The sequence below is a fragment of the Vibrio ponticus genome (assembly GCF_009938225.1).
GTDB lineage: Bacteria > Pseudomonadota > Gammaproteobacteria > Enterobacterales > Vibrionaceae > Vibrio > Vibrio ponticus.
Genome location: NZ_AP019657.1, coordinates 104030 through 122809 on the forward strand (window position 1 = coordinate 104030; position 18780 = coordinate 122809).

Consider the following 18780-nt stretch of genomic DNA (forward strand, 5'->3'; position numbering starts at 1 on the left):
GAACTTGATAAATTCGGTGTATCGACAACCGAACAAAGAATAAAACGGTCTTTATCATAAAGGAATTTATACCATCCGGCACTATCAGACCGCTTAACGATGAAAAAATTCATAGATTGAGAGCACATAATGCATAATTTGGGCAAAATTTTAGGTGCCATATTCGGCTTTCTGTTTGGACATATTCTAGGCGCAATTTTTGGTTTATTTATTGGCCACCAATTCGATAAAGCGCGCCGTTTAAGACAAGCGGGATTTAACTCTTCGCCATTTGGTGGTGGACCGAGTCAAGCGCAAAAGCAACAAGAGTTTTTTAAAGCAGCGTTTGCGGTAATGGGACACGTGGCGAAGGCTAAAGGTCAAGTGACTCGCGAAGAAATTCAACTAGCCAGTGCGATGATGGATCGCATGAACTTGCATGGTGAACTGCGTACCGCAGCACAGAATGCATTTCGTGAAGGTAAATCCAGCGATTTTCCACTCGATTCAGTATTGGCTCGGGTGAAGATTTCTTCAGGTGGTCGTTTTGATTTATTGCAGTTTTTCTTAGAGCTCCAGATTTCGGCAGCTTTTGCTGATGGCGATATTCATCCAAGTGAGCGAGAAGTGCTGCACCGAGTGGCGGAAGGGTTAGGTTTCTCTACTCAGCAATTGGAACAGCGCCTGCGTATGCAAGAAGCCGCCTTTCGTTTTCAGCGTGGTGGATTCGGTGGTCAAGCTGGTGGCGGTCATCAACAATCAGGTCAGTGGCAGCAAGCTTCGTCTGCTAGTCAATTAAGTGATGCCTATAAAGTACTTGGTGTCGATGAAGATGCCGACTCGAAAACGGTTAAGCGTGCTTACCGCAAGCTGATGAATGAACATCATCCAGACAAATTGATGGCGAAAGGTTTACCGCCTGAAATGATGAACGTAGCCAAAGAGAAATCGCAAGAAATTCAAAATGCGTATGATCTGATTAAGAAGGTCAAAGGCTTTAAATAGTATTCCGTTTTATCGGCATGACTGATACGAAAAAGGCGAGCTACTGCTCGCCTTTGTTATATGCTAATTACGATTATTTACGTACCGCAATCGCTTCGATTTCAATACCAACATCTTTTGGTAGGCGAGCCACTTCTACGCAAGAACGCGCTGGGTAGTTAGCAACATTGTGCTCATCAAAGAAAGCACCGTAAACTTCGTTTACCGCGCCAAAGTCATTTAGATCTTTGACAAATACCGTCATTTTTACGATATCAGCCACACTAAGACCTGATGCTTCAACCACTGCTTTAACATTCTCCAGTGATTGACGAGCTTGCACCGTGATCTCTGCTGAGACTTCACCAGTTACTGGGTTTACTGGAATTTGGCCAGAAGTCAGCACCATGTTACCTAGGTCAACACCTTGAACGTAAGGACCGATAGCTGCAGGAGCCGATTCTGTGTGAAGTACTTTAGTCATGTGAGGTTTCTCATTTATCTGATCTCATTAAGGCAATCAGTGTGCCCTTTATAAATCACTAGGTAAAGATCAAAATACCCCGCATAAGCGGGGTATGAATGTAGACAATATCGCACTTGTGGCGAGATTTAGCTTAACGCTCGGTAACAATCTCACGCGAGAACACTTTCTCACAGTATTTACACTTTAAGCGTACATCATTGTTTTTCTCAAACACTTTAAAGCTACTTTCAACCGGTTCACCATGAGTAATACAGTTGGTGTTAGGACAAGCAAAGACGTTGTTGACTTGCTCTGGTAGTTCTAACGCTAGCTTTCTGACGACTTGGTAGTTTTCAATTTGGTTGACGGTCGCATGCGGTGCGTACAGCGCCAGTTTGCTTGCTTGCTCTTCACTGATAAATACGTTTTCAATTTTCAGTAAGTCTTTGTGTCCCAACGCTGACGAAGGCAGGTTTAGACCGACAGTCACGCGCTGGTTACTCTTATGCATGCTGAATAGTTTCAGTACCTTGATACCTACTTGCGCAGGAATGTGGTCGATAACCGTACCATTTTTAATTGCTTCAACCTGCAATTGAGTTTCTTTAGCCATGATGATTCTCCTCGATTACAGTGATGGGTTTAATACAAGTGCTAACAAGGCTTGGCGCGCGTAAACGCCATTTTCTGCTTGCTGGAAGTAGTAGGCGTGCGGGGTTTTATCCACATCAGTAGTGATTTCATCGACGCGCGGTAGTGGGTGCAGTACTTTCAGATTCTCGCGTGCACCTTCTAACATTGGGGCTGTTAGGATGTATGCTGACTTGATATGGGCGTATTCAGACTCGTCGAAACGCTCTTTTTGCACGCGAGTCATGTAGAGAATATCCAATTCAGGAATCACACTCTCCATATCGGTGTGCAGGCTGTACTCAATGCCAGCTTCATCAAGCTCTTCGCAGATGTAGTCTGGCATCGCAAGCGCTTCAGGAGCGACGAAGAAAAAACGAATGTTGTTAAATTTCGCCAGCGCCTGAGTCAATGAATGCACAGTACGTCCGTATTTTAGGTCGCCGACAAACGCAACGTTGAGGTTATCAAGGCGTCCTTGAGTTTCTGAAATGGTGTAGAGATCCAGCAAAGTTTGTGTTGGATGCTGGTTCGCCCCGTCACCGGCGTTAATCACTGGTACGCCATTCGAGAACTCTGCCGCAAGACGCGCAGCGCCTTCTTGTGGGTGACGCATCACAAACGCATCCACATACGTAGAGATAACTTGTACTGAGTCAGCCAGTGTTTCACCTTTTTTCGCCAGCGAAGTATTCCCACCGTTGTCAAAACCAATCACATCACCGCCGATACGTTGAATCGCCGTTTCGAAAGAGAGACGCGTACGGGTTGATGGTTCGAAGAAGCAGCTTGCAACCACTTTGTTTTTAATCAGATCTGGGTTTGGTTCAGCTTTTAATTGACCTGCGGTTTGAACTATTAATTCGAGCTCTGCACGTGATAGCTCTGGAATCGAAATGATGTGCTTGTTGTAAAGCGTGTTGGTCATAATCGTCATCCCTATCTGACTAGAAGAATAAAATTTAGGCAATAAAAAAGCCTCCCAATAGGGAGGCTTTAAAAATCGGTGGAAAGTGTAAAATAAACAGCCAGTAAGCAAGCTAGCTTACCTTGAGTAAAGCGCATTGTAGAACACGAATTACGTGGCATTTTTTACAACCTCCAGACAAATTGCCGTGCATTATACGCAGAAGATTGTCGAGCGCAAGCGATTACTTGGCGCTTTTTGAATCAGAAATCGGTTAATTTAGCGACCAAGTGTCGCCACCATGACAGCTTTAATGGTGTGCATACGGTTTTCTGCTTCATCAAATACGATCGAATAGTCAGACTCAAACACCTCTTCAGTCACTTCTAGCCCTTGCATGCCGTACTTTTCTGCCACCTCTTTACCAATAGTGGTTTCGTCATTGTGAAATGCAGGTAGGCAGTGCATAAACTTCACCTGTGGGTTACCGGTTTTGTGAATCACATCCATATTGATTTGATATGGGGTCATGAGTGCGACACGTTCATCCCAAGCTTCGGCGGCTTCTCCCATCGATACCCAAACATCGGTGTAGAGGAAGTCGCAACCTTGCACGCCTTCATCGACGTTTTCAGTTAGGGTAATTTTCGCGCCAGTCTGTTTCGCTATCGTTTGGCACGTGGCAACCAATTCTTCTTCTGGCCAAAATTGTTGTGGCGCGACAAGGCGAATGTCCATGCCCATTTTCGCAGCGCCAACCATAAGAGAATTGCCCATATTGTTGCGTGCATCGCCGAGGTAGGCAAAACTCATTTCTGACAGTTGCTTGCCTTGACCGTGTTCGAGCATGGTTAAGAAGTCGGCCAAGATTTGCGTCGGGTGGAATTCGTCTGTCAAACCATTCCAGACTGGAACGCCAGCGTGTTCGGCTAGTTCTTCCACAATCGCTTGCCCAAAGCCGCGATATTCGATGCCGTCATACATACGCCCGAGCACTCGAGCGGTATCTTTCATTGATTCTTTATGACCAATTTGCGAGCCAGACGGACCGATATACGAGACTTGAGCGCCTTGATCAAACGCAGCCACTTCAAACGCGCAACGAGTACGAGTGGAGGCTTTTTCAAAGATCAGAGCGATGTTTTTTCCTTGCAGTTTTGGCTGCTCAGTACCGGAATACTTAGCGATTTTTAGATCCGCAGAGAGATCGAGTAAGAACTGGATCTCCTTAGGCGTGAAGTCGAGTAACTTGACGAAATTACGGTTGCGAAGATTGAAAGCCATACTCTAATCCTTGAGTGTGAATAAAACATAGGGTTAGTTAAACATAAAAACGCACTGTTTGTGAATAATTATTTTAAATAAATGGCGAATTGAGAATATTGATTCGCCATTTGTGAGTTTGTAATCAGTTTGCTGTCACTATAGGTTCTCTTCGGCAAACTCAGCTAAGCGGCTACGCACGACGCCGTTGAGGTGAATATTGGCGCTGCCTTCAAAGTTTTTAAATCGCTCCACCATATAAGTTAAGCCCGAGGTAACGGGGGTGAGGTAGTGTGAGTCAATTTGCGCTAAGTTACCGGAACAAACGATCTTAGTCCCTTCGCCGCAACGAGTGATGATGGTCTTGATTTGCGAGGCGGTCAGGTTTTGGCACTCATCGAGTAAAACGAAGGCATTTTGGATTGAGCGACCACGCATAAAGTTGATCGACTTAAACTGAATATTGGCTTTGTCGCAGATGTATTTGAGCGAGCCTTCGGTACAGTGATCGTTTTTATGCAGCGCTTCTAAGGTATCCGTGACGGCGGCAAGCCATGGCAACATTTTCTCTTCTTCGCTACCGGGCAAAAAGCCAATCGACTCACCAATATCTGGGGTGTTACGTGTGACGATGATCTTATCGAACATGTTTTTTTCAATGCTTTGTTCTAATGCTGCTGCAAGGGCAAGCAATGTCTTACCACTTCCCGCCGCCCCGGTTAGGATCACTAAATCAATTTCGGGATCGAGCAGAGCATCAAGCGCCATCGCTTGGTAGATATTTTTCGGTGTGATATCCCACGCGCGGCGATGAATGAGGCGCTCGCGGCTGAGATCTTGCAAAGTAATCGAGTCGGTGTCGATTTGTGCCACACGACCGACAAAGTCACTTTCATCATCAATCACATATTGATTGAGATAAGTGGGTTCGAACGGTTCTCGAGCTAGAGTGTGGTAGGTTCGGCCTGCGAGGTTTTTACTTTCGACTTGATCGACATTGGACCAAAAATCCCCTTCAATTTGCTGAAAACCTTTAGTGAGATATTGCACGTCATCGATCAATTGGTCGCTGCGATAATCTTCAACAAAACGCACTCCAGCACCTTTGGCTCGAAGGCGCATATTGATGTCTTTAGTGACTAAGATGACTTCTCGTGGTGCCCGTTTATTTTGTAAGTAGAGCGTCGCATTGAGGATGCGATTGTCACCGGCTTTATCGGCAAAAGCTTTGATGGTTTCTTGCAGTTCAAAGTCAGCGAGAATCGCAATATGCCCGGTACTGTCTTTGTCGCGATTAATCGGAATACCCTCGGAAATCTCATCCGGTGTCGCATCTTTGAAGAGGGCTTCTAGGGCGCGGATGGCTACCCGCGCATCGCGAGCGACGTCGCGCTTACTGTCTTTGATTCGGTCGAGCTCTTCTAACACTGTCATGGGGATAACCACGTCGTGTTCTTGGAAAGAAAAAATAGCGAGAGGTTCGTGAAGTAAAATATTGGTATCGAGAACGAAGAGTTTTCTGTCCGTATCACCCATAGGCGTCTCCTGCCGCTAAGCGGCGTAGGCTCACTGATGTGAGGCTAACTACCTGCTTGCTAGCTTTTGCTTTCAACCTCCGACGTTGAGCGGTCGGTAAGGGAGAAAGTGACTCAACGCTCTGTTGTCTGACCGAGCGGGAGAGCCAACTAGCAAACCCGTGTTGATCGTCTTTTATACGCATGAGAGACGCAAACAGTGACAAATTGGCAATCACTCATGCGTTAATAAAAGTATATAGCTGATTTTATTAAAGTTGCACAATTCAACGTCAATTTAGTGAGCAGATTTGTTCGCTTGATGGCTGTCTATTGCTCATGTTTGACGATTTATTGCGCGGCTTTGGTATATGCAACCAGCACTTTTAGTTGTGCCACTGCTTTCTTACACTTTGATGTCATTCATAATTGCGGCGAAATTTTGTTAGGAAATGCGCGCTAGGCACGTGACCAATGTCACAGCTTCGAGTAATATTAGCGACCTTTTTTCGTGCCATAGCTGACCTTAAAATTCCCCGTCAGTCGCCTTTGAAATGGCGCGAGAGCAGCTAAAATATACCCTAGTAACTTTGATATGACTTTATCGTGTCAGCGTTTTCATTTAATGGAATCCTTGGTACGGCTTGGCACTTTTTACTTTGAAGTCACTGGGTATAAACAACAAATTGATTAAATGAGGTAGTCGATTCATGACATTTGCTTTGGGCCAACGCTGGATTAGCGATACGGAAAGTGATCTAGGTTTAGGAACCGTCGTTGCATTGGATGCTCGTACAGTAACGCTAATGTTTGCTGCATCAGAAGAGAATCGTGTTTATGCTCGTAGTGATGCGCCCGTAACTCGCGTGAGCTTCAATGTTGGTGACGTAGTAGAGAGCCAGCAAGGTTGGTCACTAAAAGTTGAGCAAGTGGTCGAGGAACAAGGACTACTGTCATACATTGGTACGCGTGAAGATAACGATGAAGAAGTTGTACTACGCGAAATCATGCTGAGTAACCAGATTCGTTTTAATAAGCCTCAAGATAAGTTGTACGCTGGTCAAATCGACCGTATGGACAACTTTGTGTTGCGTTACCGTGCACTAAAAAATCAGTACGAACAACATAAGAGCCCAATGCGTGGTCTCTGTGGTATGCGTGCAGGTTTGATCCCTCACCAGTTGTACATTGCTCACGAAGTTGGTCGTCGTCACGCACCACGCGTACTGTTGGCTGATGAAGTAGGTCTAGGTAAGACTATCGAAGCGGGCATGATCATTCACCAACAAGTATTGGCGGGTCGTGCTGAGCGTATCCTTATCGTGGTACCTGAAACACTGCAACACCAATGGTTAGTTGAGATGATGCGTCGCTTTAACCTGCACTTCTCAATCTTTGATGAAGAGCGCTGCATTGAAGCGTTTGCTGAGTCGGATAACCCATTTGATACCCAGCAATATGTGTTGTGTTCACTCGATTTCCTACGTAAGAGTCGTAAGCGCTACGAGCAAGCATTAGAAGGTGAGTGGGATCTACTGGTTGTCGATGAAGCGCACCACCTAGAGTGGAGCCAAGATAAACCAAGCCGCGAATACCAAGTGGTTGAAGGTTTAGCTGAACGTACCCCTGGTGTCCTACTGCTAACCGCAACGCCAGAGCAATTGGGTCGCGAGAGTCACTTTGCTCGTCTGCGCCTGTTGGATTCAGACCGTTTCTACGATTACCAAGCATTTGTTAAAGAAGAAGAACAATACGCACCAGTAGCAGATTCTGTCAGCATGTTGTTCTCTGGTCAGCCGTTGCCTGATGACGCGAAAAACCAAATTACTGAGCTACTATCTGAGCAAGATGTTGAACCGCTATTCCGCATTATTGAAAGCAATAGTGATGAAGCCGATAAAGCGGCCGCTCGCCAAGAGTTGATTGATAACCTAATGGATCGCCATGGTACTGGTCGTGTGTTGTTCCGTAATACACGTGCGGCAATCAAAGGTTTCCCAACTCGTAACGTGCACCTATTGCCAATGGCAATCCCACAGCAATACACCACGTCGATGCGTGTTGCGGGTATGATCGGCGGTAAGATGAGCCCAGAGGCTCGCGCGCTGAAAAACCTTTACCCAGAAGAGATTTTCCAAGAGTTTGAAGGTGAAGACTCAAGCTGGTGGCAATTTGACTCTCGTGTGAACTGGTTACTTGAGAAAATCAAAGATAAACGTAGCGAGAAAATTTTGGTGATCGCATCGCGTGCCAGCACTGCACTGCAACTCGAGCAAGCGCTGCGTGAGCGTGAAGGTATCCGTGCGACTGTATTCCACGAAGGTATGTCGATTCTAGAGCGTGACAAAGCGGCGGCTTACTTTGCTCAAGAAGAGGGCGGTGCTCAGGTACTTATCTGTAGCGAAATCGGCTCGGAAGGTCGTAACTTCCAGTTCGCTAACCAACTGGTGATGTTCGATTTACCATTCAACCCAGACTTACTTGAACAGCGTATTGGTCGTTTGGATCGTATCGGTCAAAACCGCGATATCGATATCCATGTGCCGTACCTAGAAGGGACCTCGCAAGCGATTCTAGCGCGTTGGTTTGATGAAGGCCTAAACGCATTTGCGGAAACCTGTCCAACGGGGCGTTCGGTGTATGATCGTTTCTCAGACCGTTTGATTGAAATCTTGGCGTCTGGTAGCAGTGAAGGTTTAGATGAGGTGATTGAAGAATCAGCTCAAATGAACAAAGAGCTGAAAGCGCAACTTGAGCAAGGTCGCGACCGCCTATTAGAGATGCACTCTAACGGTGGTGAACGTGCTCAAGAAATCGTTGAGAAAATCTCAGCAACCGACGGTGATACCAATCTAGTCACGTTCGCATTAAGCCTATTTGACACCATTGGTTTGGACCAAGATGACAAAGGTGAAAATGCGCTAGTCGTGACGCCATCTGATCATATGATGGTGCCAAGCTATCCAGGTTTACCATACGAAGGCGCCACGATTACTTTCGATCGTGAGACGGCGCTTTCGCGAGAAGATATGCACTTTATCAGTTGGGAGCACCCGATGATCCAAGGTGGTATTGATCTACTGATGAGTGAAGGGGTGGGTACCGCAGCGGTATCGCTATTGAAAAACAAAGCGCTACCGGTTGGCACTATGCTACTTGAGCTTGTTTACAAGGTTGATGCGCAAGCGCCGAAACGCAGTGGTATCAGCCGCTTCTTGCCACAAACTCCAATTCGTATGATGTTGGATGGCAAAGGTAATGATCTGTCTGAGCAGGTAGAGTTTGAGAGTTTCAACCGTCAATTGAGCCCTGTTGGTCGTCATATTGCGGCGAAATTGGTGACTTCAGTGCAAGCGCAGGTGCATCAGCTAATTGGTGCTGGTGACAAACTGGTTGAGAGTAAGGTAGAAGCAATTCGAGCCCAAGCTCAACAAGAGATGCAAGTTAGCCTTAACGGTGAGCTAGAGCGTCTACAAGCACTGAAGGCGGTTAACCCGAACATTCGTGATGAAGAAATTGACGCGATTGATGCTCAAATCAAAGAGCTAACAGGCTACATCAGCAAAGCGCAGTTCCAACTAGACTCACTACGTATGATCGTGGTTTCTCACCAATAATCCCATCTATTGCGGGCGATAGGCTGAGTGCTATCGCCCGTTTCTTGGAGCAAGTAACATGGCAATGCTGGAATACAACCCACCTCGCGATCCTTGGGTTGAGATCGTCTTTGAGGATGAGCATATCTTAGCGATCAACAAACCATCGGGGTTATTGTCTGTACCAGGACGTTTACCTGAGCACCATGATAGTGCTTGGAGTCGTGTGTTAGAAACCTACCCAGATGCACAGGTGGTCCACCGTTTAGATATGGATACGTCAGGGTTAATGGTACTCGCAAAGAACAAACGTGCAGAGAGTGCGTTGAAAAAGCAGTTTCAATACCGTTTAACCCATAAGGTCTACTATGCTCGAGTATGGGGGCATGTCGATCAAAGTGAAGGTGTGCTGGAGTTTCCTCTGATTTGCGATTGGGAAAATAGACCAAGACAAAAGGTCTGTTATGAGACGGGTAAGCCATCGAAAACCATCTTCCAAGTGGCGAAGTATGAAGAGAACACCACTATCGTCAGGTTATTACCTGTCACTGGACGTTCACACCAGTTGCGTGTGCATATGCAGGCGTTAGGGCATCCAATCGTTGGTGATGAGTTTTATTCTGAAGGTGAAGCGTTTAGTTGCTCGGACCGTTTGGCTCTGCATGCTGCTGAGCTAAGCTTTTATCATCCACGCAGTCATTGGCTACGAAGTATTTTTGTACCTTGTGACTTCTATCCGGAAGCAGAAGAGATGATCTTTAACTATTTCGATCCTGTGCGAAAATTACCGGATTACAAAACGCTGCCACGACCATAATGCCGCGCAAAAACTATCGCGTCGTTACGAGCGCAAGACTAACTACAGTGATGTAGATTGAGTAATAGGCAGTGAAATAAGGAGAAATTTATGTCGCTGCCTACTGTTGTCTTTCTTGATCGCTCAACCATCCCAGATCATATTGAGTTTCCTCACCTACCTTTTGACCACCAATGGGTCGAATACGATACCACTGAACAAAATCAGATTGTTGAACGTTTGAGTCAAGCTCAAATCGTGATCACTAACAAAGTCGTGCTGGATCGCAGTACGCTTTCGCTCCTGCCCAATCTCGAGTTAATCGCCGTTTCAGCCACGGGTTTTAACAACATTGATATCGATTACTGTCGCGAAGCAGGTATTGCGGTGGCGAATGTTCGCGGTTACGCGACGCAATCTGTCCCTGAGCATGTTATCGCGCTGATGTTTGCGCTAAGGCGCAATTTGATGGGGTATCACCGCGACATTGCTGACGGAGAATGGCAGCGCAAGCAGCAGTTTTGCTTTTTTACTCATCCGATTGGGGATATCGCTGGTGCAACGCTTGGGGTGATTGGCAGTGGGGAGCTTGGGCAGGCAACGGCGACCTTAGCCAAAGCGCTAGGGATGAACATTATTTTTGCTGAACGTAAAGGGGCGACGAATTACCGAGAAGGTTACTTACCTTTTGAACAGGTGCTGATGCTTGCTGATGTGATTACCTTACATTGCCCGCTTACGGAAGAGACGCGTGATCTGATTGGCACCAAAGAGTTAGCGAAGATGAAGCCTGACGCCTTACTGATCAATACCGGGCGGGGTGGATTAGTTAATGAACAGGCACTTGTGGATGCGTTGAAAACTCAGCAGGTTGGCGGTGCAGGTGTGGATGTATTTAGCCAAGAGCCAGCCGATGAGAGTAACCCACTGTTAGCCAATAGCCATTTACCCAATTTATTGTTAACGCCTCATGTTGCTTGGGGCAGCGATTCCGCGATTGAAAAGTTGACTCATATCTTAATGGACAATATTCGTGCTTACATGGATGGGGAAGAGCAAAACCGTGTGGTTTAAATTTTTCTTACAGTTTTGAGATAAAAAAAGACCGGTCATTCGACCGGTCTTTCTCTTGTGCGTTAGCTTAAATTACAGTGCAGCGATAGTCGCTTTTTGCTCTTCAAGTTTCGCTAGTGTTTCTTGGTAGCCAACGAGCTTTTCACGCTCTTGAGCAACAACCGCTTCAGGCGCTTTAGCAACGAAACCTTCGTTGCCTAGTTTACCTTCTAGACGTTTGATCTCGCCGTGTGTCTTCTTGATTTCGCCATCAAGACGAGCAAGCTCAGCATCTTTGTCAATCAGACCCGCCATTGGGATCATCAGCTCAGACTTAGCCACTAGTGCAGTTGCACACGCTGGTGTTTCTTCACCGGCTGCTAGCACGCGTACCGATTCTAGTTTCGCTAGAGACATCAGTACTTGCTTGTTCGCTTCAAGGCGCGCAGCATCTTTCTCGTCAGCTTTCAGCATCACTTCCAGAGGTTTACCTGGGTTGATGTCGTATTCTGCACGTAGGTTACGGATGCTAGTGATGAACGCTTTCACCCACTCGATATCGTCTAGCGCTTCTTGGTTGAAGTTCGCTTCGTCGTATTGAGGTAGTGCTTGTAGCATGATGGTCTCGCCTTCAACACCTTCTACTAGTGGCTTGATGCTTTGCCAGATAGTTTCTGTGATGTAAGGGATCACTGGGTGAGCTAGACGCAGCGTCTTCTCAAGTACCGTGATTAGCGTGCGACGAGTACCACGTTGTTGTGCTTCAGTGCCTTTCCATAGAACCGGTTTAGTTAGCTCTAGGTACCAGTCACAGAATTGGTTCCAGATGAACTCATACAGCGTGTTTGCAGCCATATCTAGACGGAAGTTGTCGATATGGTTGTTGAACGATTTTGCTGCTAGTTCAAACTGAGACTCGATCCATTTGTCCGCTAGTGAGTATTCAATCTCACCACCGTTGAAGCCACAATCTTGCTCTTCTGTGTTCATCATTACGTAACGGCTAGCGTTCCATAGTTTGTTACAGAAGTTGCGGTAACCTTCTAGGCGTTTCATATCCCAGTTGATATCACGACCCGTTGATGCCATCGCAGCAAGTGTAAAGCGCAGCGCGTCAGTACCGTATGCTTCGATACCGTTTTCAAATGTCTTACGCGTGTTCTTCTCGATCTTCGCTGCTAGTTGAGGCTGCATCATGTTGCCACAGCGTTTCTCTACTAGAGACTCTAGGTCGATACCATCGATCATATCGATAGGGTCAAGTACGTTACCTTTCGACTTAGACATCTTGTCGCCGTTTTCGTCACGGATCAGACCAGTAACGTAAACCGTTTTGAATGGTACTTGTGGTTTGCCGTTTTCGTCTTTAACGAAGTGCATGGTCATCATGATCATGCGCGCAACCCAGAAGAAGATGATGTCAAAGCCAGTTACTAGCACGTCTGAAGGGTGGAATACTTTCAGATCGTCAGTTTGCTCTGGCCAGCCTTGAGTACCAAACGTCCAAAGTGCAGAAGAGAACCATGTATCTAGTACGTCTTCGTCTTGGTGTAGTTCGATCACTGACTCTAGGTTGTTGTTTTGACGCACTTCGTCTTCACTGCGACCTACGTAAACATTGCCTTGGTTGTCGTACCATGCAGGGATGCGGTGACCCCACCATAGCTGACGAGAGATACACCAGTCTTGAACGTCACGCATCCAAGAGAAGTACATGTTTTCGTATTGCTTAGGTACGAACTGGATGTCGCCGTTTTCAACCGCTTCAACGGCAGTTTTCGCTAGCGGTGCAGTACGTACGTACCATTGGTCTGTTAGCATTGGTTCAATAACCACGCCGCCACGGTCGCCGTAAGGGACTTGTAGGTCGTGATCTTTGATCTCTTCTAGTAGACCTAGCTCATCGAATTCAGCCACGATTGCTTTACGTGCAGCAAAACGCTCCATACCGTGGTATTTCGCAGGTAGCTCAGTACCGTAAACATCAGACGCTTCGCCGTTAGTATTGAATACTTCAGCCGCATCACGGATGTTGGCATCGAAAGTCAGAATGTTGATCATTGGTAGCTGGTGGCGCTTACCCACTTCGTAGTCATTGAAGTCGTGCGCAGGTGTGATTTTCACACAACCAGTACCTTTCTCCATATCCGCGTGCTCATCGCCCACGATTAGGATGCGACGATTAACGATAGGAAGAATAATTTCTTTACCAATTAGGTCTTTGTAGCGAGGGTCTTCAGGGTTAACCGCAACACCAGTGTCGCCTAGCATGGTTTCAGGACGAGTCGTTGCAACTACGATGTAGTCTTTGCCGTCAGCTGTCTTAACGCCGTCTGCTAGTGGGTAGCGGAAGTGCCACATATTGCCTTTAGTATCTTTGTTCTCAACTTCAAGATCAGAGATAGCCGTGTGCAGTTTCGGGTCCCAGTTAACTAGACGCTTACCACGGTAGATAAGGTCATCTTCGTATAGGCGTACGAAAACTTCTTGCACCGCGTTTGATAGACCATCATCCATCGTAAAGCGCTCACGATCCCAGTCTACAGATGCACCAAGGCGACGTAGCTGTTTAGTGATAGTACCGCCAGACTCGCCTTTCCATTCCCAGATTTTGTCGATGAAAGCTTCACGACCGTAATCGTGTTTTGTTTTACCTTCTTCAGCCGCAATCTTACGCTCAACAACCATTTGAGTTGCGATACCAGCGTGGTCAGTACCCACTTGCCAAAGGGTGTTTTTGCCCTTCATACGCTCACAACGGATAAGAGTATCCATGATCGTATCTTGGAACGCGTGGCCCATATGTAGGCTACCAGTGACGTTCGGTGGCGGGATCATGATGCTGTAAGCTTCTTTAGTCGTGTCACCGTGTGGCTTGAAGTAGCCTTGCTCTTCCCAAGTCTGATACAGAGCTTGTTCGATTGAAGTTGGGTTGTATGTTTTTTCCATAGCGCTCTTTCTCCTCATCATATTTGGGCTAATAGCGGCGTTAACTGCATTCATAAAGCTCAATCACATACTTATGTATGCTCATGAGTTTACTCACTGGTTGCCTTGCTCTAAGCCCAACTATTTCGAGGACTGGTTCTGGTTAATCATGGTCAATTCTTATAAGTGAACTCTCTGGAAGGAGAGCTTAACTATAAGGATTGACCGTTACGGATGTTCGATCTCGATCGTTTGCAGCTGGTAGCCAGCTTGACGGTAGATTTTATACCTTTCTCGTGCGAGCTGTTTAGCTTTTTCTTCGCAAGGGACGAAGTCTACCACTTGAGCAAACTTGTTCGCAAAGGTTGTCTCATTTTCCGCCAAATTAATTACTAATTGACGGTTCCAAGAGGGTTTAACCCCTTGATGACCGATTTCGATATTAGTGGCATAGCGTGGTCCTTCACCAACGAGGTTATGCGCAATAAACTTATCTGCCTCAACTTGCCAAAAAAGTTCTGCAATTGCTTCGGCGTGACGCTTATCTTGGCAGTTTAAGTATACTTTAGCTCCTTGACGGGCAAAGTGTTGACTTAGAAACACAACATAATCAGCGAAACCTGTTTCTGTTGCTTGTGGGCTATCGGTTTTGATGATGTAGAAAGTTGCTGTTTGCATTACGCTCTCGCTTGCCGTTGCTTTATCCTAAAGCTTATTGCCAAACATAATTTAGCTTGGCGTATTAAAAAAGGGCCTTGCGGCCCTTCTTGTTATTGTACAGAAATTATTCTTCTGTCTCTTGGCCGCTGCGGTTCAAAAGGAATTGGACTAGCATTGAGACCGGACGACCTGTCGAGCCTTTTGCTGCGCCTGATTTCCATGCAGTGCCTGCGATATCAATGTGTGCCCAGTTGTACTTCTTAGCAAATTTCGATAGGAAGCAACCAGCTGTGATGGTACCTGCAGCACGACCACCGATATTCGCCATGTCAGCAAATGGGCTCTTTAGCTGTTCATGGTATTCGTCCGCCATTGGTAGACGCCATGCGCGATCGCTCGCTTGCTCAGAGGCATTGACTAGCTCATGAGAGAGTGGGTTGTGGTTTGAAAGTACACCACTGATATGGTGACCCAGTGCAATCACACATGCACCCGTTAGCGTGGCAACATCAATAACACAGTCTGGTTCAAAACGCTCAACGTAAGTTAATGCGTCACATAGAACCAAACGACCTTCTGCATCGGTGTTTAGCACTTCAACCGTTTGGCCAGACATGGTGGTTAGAATATCACCAGGTCGGTAAGCATTGCTGCCAGGCATGTTTTCACAACCTGCTAATACGCCGATCACGTTTAGTGGTAGATTTAGCTTCGCAAGTGCTTTCATTGCGCCGAAAACAGAAGCAGCACCACACATGTCGTACTTCATCTCATCCATCGCTTCGCTAGGCTTGATAGAAATACCGCCTGAATCGAAGGTTAGACCCTTACCGACAAGTACAATTGGTTTTGCATCTGGATCTGGGTTGCCTTTGTACTCAATGATCGACATCATCGATTCATTTTTCGAGCCGCGACCTACCGCTAGGTATGAAGTCATGCCCAGTTTTTCCATCTCTTGCTCACCAATGATCTTAGAGGTCACTGATTCATAGTCATCTGCTAGACGACGAGCTTGAGAAGCAAGGTAGGCAGGGTTTGCTACGTTTGGCGGCATGTTGCCAAGGTCTTTTGATGCTTTAACGCCAGAAGCGATGGCTAGACCGTGGGCGATAGCGCGCTCACCAAGGTTTAGTTCACGACGAGTTGGTACGTTGAAAACTAGTTTGCGCAGTGGTCGACGAGTTTCTGGCTTAACCGTTTTAAATTGGTCAAACGTGTATAAACCATCTTTGGTTGCTTCAACCGCTTGACGTACTTTCCAGTAAGTATCGCGCCCTTTAACGTGCAGTTCGGTTAGGAAACATACCGCTTCCATTGAACCAGTCTCGTTAAGCGTGTTGATGGTTTTTTGAATGATCTCTTTGTACTGACGTTCGCCAAGCTCACGCTCTTTACCGCAACCAACAAGCAATACGCGCTCCGATAGCACGCCTGGTACTTGATGCAGTAACAGCATCTGACCTGGTTTACCTTCTAGATCACCGCGACGTAGTAATGAACTAATGTAGCCATCACTAATCTTATCTAGCTGTTCGGCGACTGGAGAAAGGCGACGTGGCTCGAATACGCCCACGACGATACAAGCGCTGCGTTGTTTCTCAGGGCTACCACTTTTTACACTGAACTCCATGCGTACTCCTACATCCTGAAGACAAATAGAACTAAATGTTAGATAATGCCTGCTTACTTGTTGATTCCATAATCGGAACTACCTTTAAATTAAGCACGCTAACAGATAGTTAGATATTTTAAAAAATAAAGGGTTCAACGGGAAATTATAGTGATTCAATTAAAAAAACAAGTTTTGTATAGGTAATTTCAGCGTGATTATTGTTAGATATTTGATCCGCGAGACACTCAAGAGCCAATTTGCGATATTTTTTATCCTGTTTTTAGTGTTTTTGAGCCAAAAGTTGATCAGTGTTTTGGCAGAAGCGTCCGATGGTGAGATTCCAGCGAGTTTAGTGATGAACTACGTTGGCTTAAGTATGCCATCGATGGGTCTGCTGATGCTGCCATTGAGTTTGTTCTTGGGGATTCTGTTGACCTTCGGTCGTCTGTACGCGGAAAGTGAGATTACCGTGATGAACGCGACGGGAATTGGTAACAAATTCCTGATCCGTGCTGCTTTGTATCTTGCAGTGATCACTGGTGCGGCGGCTGGCTTTAATGCTTTTGTGTTATCGTCATACAGCCAAGAGAAAATTATTCAGCTTGAAGAAAAAATGCAGGCTGAGAATAGCGTCGACTTATTGAAAAAAGGTCACTTCCAAGGCACGCCAGATGGCTCATCGGTGATATTTATCGATGACATCAAAGATGGTGAGATGAAAAATGTGTTTGTGGCACAGATGCGCCCGCGTGATTCTATCTTACCAAGTGTGGCGTTTTCCCAGTCTGGCGATGTAAAAGAACTTAGTGATGGTCGCCAAGTGATTCGTATGTACGATGGTACGCGTTACGAAGGTGTGCCGACACGTGTTGATTATATGGTGACACAGTTTGACCAGTACCAAGGTGTGATTGGTCAAAGTGAAGTGAAGCGCAAAGGACGTGACTGGGAGGCTATCCCAACCATGGACTTATACAATAACCCCGATCCTGAAGCACAAGCAGAGTTACAGTGGCGTATCTCTTTAGTGGTGTGTATTCCATTATTGACCATGCTAGTCGTGCCACTGTCAGCGGTGAATCCGCGTCAAGGACGTTTTGCTAAAATGGGACCGGCGATTTTGATCTACCTCGCTTACTTCTTAGCAATCAGTGCGACTAAGTCAGCGTTAGAGGATGGTGCGATACCGGCTTTCATCGGTATGTGGCCAATTAACATCGCCTTGTTGATCACCGCCGTTGCGATCAACCTAATGGACAGCATTCCTGTGCGACGTTTCAAAGACAAACTTAGACAAAAAAAGAAGGCAGCCTAAGTCGTGTTTAAGATTTTAGATCTCTATATTGGTCGAACCATTATTACGACCTCTTCGCTTGTGTTGGCAACCTTTGTCGGTCTTTCAGCCATCATCAAGTATGTGGAGCAGTTGCGTAAAGTGGGGCGTGGTACCTATGACATGATTGATGCGCTGCTGTTTGTTGTGTTGAGTATTCCACGTGATATTGAAATGTTCTTCCCAATGGCGGCCCTGCTTGGTGCGTTGATTGGTTTGGGTATGCTGGCTTCAAGTTCTGAGCTAGTGGTTATGCAAGCGGCAGGCTTTTCTAAATTAGATATTGGTTTGTCAGTGCTAAAAACCGCGATACCTTTGATGATCATCGTGACGTTACTTGGTCAATGGGGGGCTCCACAGGCACAGAAAATGGCACGTGACTTACGTGCGTTTGCCACAACCAATGGTGCGATCATGTCGGTTCGAACCGGGGTTTGGGCGCGAGATGCCAACGATTTCATCTTTATCGGTAAAATCGAAGATGACAAGCTGTATGGACTGAACATGTGGCGCTTTGATGATCAAAAGCATCTAAAGAATGTCTATTTTGCTAAGGAAGTTGAATACACTCAAGACCATGTTTGGGTCATGAAAGATGTCCAAGTGACTCAAATGGAAAACGATGTACAACTCTCTAAAACAACTTTGCCGGAGTATCGTTGGGAGACCTCATTAGAGCCCGATAAACTGGCTGTTGTGACGGTTAAGCCAGAAGAGTTGTCACTCAGTGGTTTGTACGACTATGTCGATTATCTAAAGGCCTCAGAGCAAGATGCGTCGCGCTATGAACTGGCGTTTTGGCGCAAGGTGACGCAGCCTATTTCGATCGCGGTAATGATGTTGATGGCACTGTCGTTTATCTTTGGTCCGTTACGTAGTGTAACTATGGGCGCACGTATTCTGTCTGGTGTGGTTGCGGGCTTTAGTTTCTATATTTCCAGTGAGTTCTTTGGTCCGTTAAGTTTGGTCTACAATATTCCTCCGGTTATCGGGGCGGTTATGCCGAGTATGGTGTTCTTAACCATTGCGATCATGCTACTTAGACGTAAGCTCTAA

General features: G+C 46.3%; 14 protein-coding genes. 6 read left to right on the forward strand and 8 right to left on the reverse strand.

Translation table 11 applies throughout. The features are described 5' to 3' along the window. Positions 1–129: 129 nt before the first annotated feature. On the forward strand, positions 130–984 hold the full coding sequence (gene djlA / locus GZN30_RS00550) for a co-chaperone DjlA (RefSeq protein ID WP_075649401.1): 855 nt from the start codon (positions 130–132) through the stop codon (positions 982–984). Positions 985–1057: 73 nt separating this feature from the next. On the opposite strand, the gene GZN30_RS00555 is transcribed toward djlA, so the two are convergent. The 5 genes from GZN30_RS00555 to GZN30_RS00575 all read right to left on the reverse strand — a co-directional run bounded on the left by GZN30_RS00555 (position 1058) and on the right by GZN30_RS00575 (position 5765). Then, positions 1058–1447 (reverse strand): RidA family protein, encoded by a 390-nt coding sequence (locus tag GZN30_RS00555; protein WP_075649400.1) that lies wholly within the window; start codon positions 1445–1447, stop codon positions 1058–1060. A gap of 133 nt (positions 1448–1580) precedes the next feature. Then, complete coding sequence (gene pyrI / locus GZN30_RS00560; RefSeq protein ID WP_075649399.1) at positions 1581–2042, reverse strand: aspartate carbamoyltransferase regulatory subunit; 462 nt, start codon at positions 2040–2042, stop codon at positions 1581–1583. Between the two features lie 15 nt (positions 2043–2057). Next, positions 2058–2987 carry an aspartate carbamoyltransferase gene (gene pyrB / locus GZN30_RS00565; protein WP_075649398.1) on the reverse strand — a complete coding sequence of 310 codons (930 nt, stop codon included), beginning with the start codon at positions 2985–2987 and terminating at the stop codon, positions 2058–2060. Positions 2988–3245: 258 nt separating this feature from the next. After that, the gene (locus tag GZN30_RS00570; RefSeq protein WP_075649397.1) at positions 3246–4250 is read right to left on the reverse strand and encodes an ornithine carbamoyltransferase; all 1005 of its coding nucleotides are present in this window, start codon (positions 4248–4250) and stop codon (positions 3246–3248) included. Between the two features lie 138 nt (positions 4251–4388). Continuing rightward, entirely contained in the window at positions 4389–5765 is a 1377-nt protein-coding gene (locus GZN30_RS00575) for a PhoH family protein (RefSeq protein WP_075649396.1), read from the reverse strand. A gap of 688 nt (positions 5766–6453) precedes the next feature. Between GZN30_RS00575 and rapA the strand changes: the two genes are divergently transcribed. The 3 genes from rapA to GZN30_RS00590 all read left to right on the forward strand — a co-directional run bounded on the left by rapA (position 6454) and on the right by GZN30_RS00590 (position 11209). After that, complete coding sequence (gene rapA / locus GZN30_RS00580; RefSeq protein WP_075649395.1) at positions 6454–9360, forward strand: RNA polymerase-associated protein RapA; 2907 nt, start codon at positions 6454–6456, stop codon at positions 9358–9360. A gap of 58 nt (positions 9361–9418) precedes the next feature. Next, positions 9419–10156 (forward strand): bifunctional tRNA pseudouridine(32) synthase/23S rRNA pseudouridine(746) synthase RluA, encoded by a 738-nt coding sequence (rluA, locus tag GZN30_RS00585; protein ID WP_075649394.1) that lies wholly within the window; start codon positions 9419–9421, stop codon positions 10154–10156. A gap of 90 nt (positions 10157–10246) precedes the next feature. Beyond that, positions 10247–11209: a D-2-hydroxyacid dehydrogenase gene (locus tag GZN30_RS00590; RefSeq protein ID WP_161987018.1), complete on the forward strand. Its 963-nt coding sequence runs from the start codon at positions 10247–10249 to the stop codon at positions 11207–11209. Positions 11210–11281: 72 nt separating this feature from the next. Here GZN30_RS00590 and GZN30_RS00595 read toward each other — a convergent pair whose 3' ends face one another. The 3 genes from GZN30_RS00595 to pepA form a co-directional block, all read right to left on the reverse strand. Next, on the reverse strand, positions 11282–14137 hold the full coding sequence (locus GZN30_RS00595) for a valine--tRNA ligase (RefSeq protein WP_075649392.1): 2856 nt from the start codon (positions 14135–14137) through the stop codon (positions 11282–11284). Between the two features lie 207 nt (positions 14138–14344). Beyond that, on the reverse strand, positions 14345–14794 hold the full coding sequence (locus GZN30_RS00600; protein WP_075649391.1) for a DNA polymerase III subunit chi: 450 nt from the start codon (positions 14792–14794) through the stop codon (positions 14345–14347). Between the two features lie 106 nt (positions 14795–14900). Next, positions 14901–16409 (reverse strand): leucyl aminopeptidase, encoded by a 1509-nt coding sequence (gene pepA / locus GZN30_RS00605; RefSeq protein WP_075649390.1) that lies wholly within the window; start codon positions 16407–16409, stop codon positions 14901–14903. Positions 16410–16602: 193 nt separating this feature from the next. On the opposite strand from pepA, the gene lptF reads away from it, so the two are divergent. Both lptF and lptG read left to right on the forward strand, forming a co-directional pair. After that, positions 16603–17706 carry an LPS export ABC transporter permease LptF gene (gene lptF / locus GZN30_RS00610; protein ID WP_075649389.1) on the forward strand — a complete coding sequence of 368 codons (1104 nt, stop codon included), beginning with the start codon at positions 16603–16605 and terminating at the stop codon, positions 17704–17706. A 3-nt stretch (positions 17707–17709) separates the two neighbouring features. Further along, entirely contained in the window at positions 17710–18780 is a 1071-nt protein-coding gene (gene lptG, locus GZN30_RS00615) for an LPS export ABC transporter permease LptG (protein ID WP_075649388.1), read from the forward strand.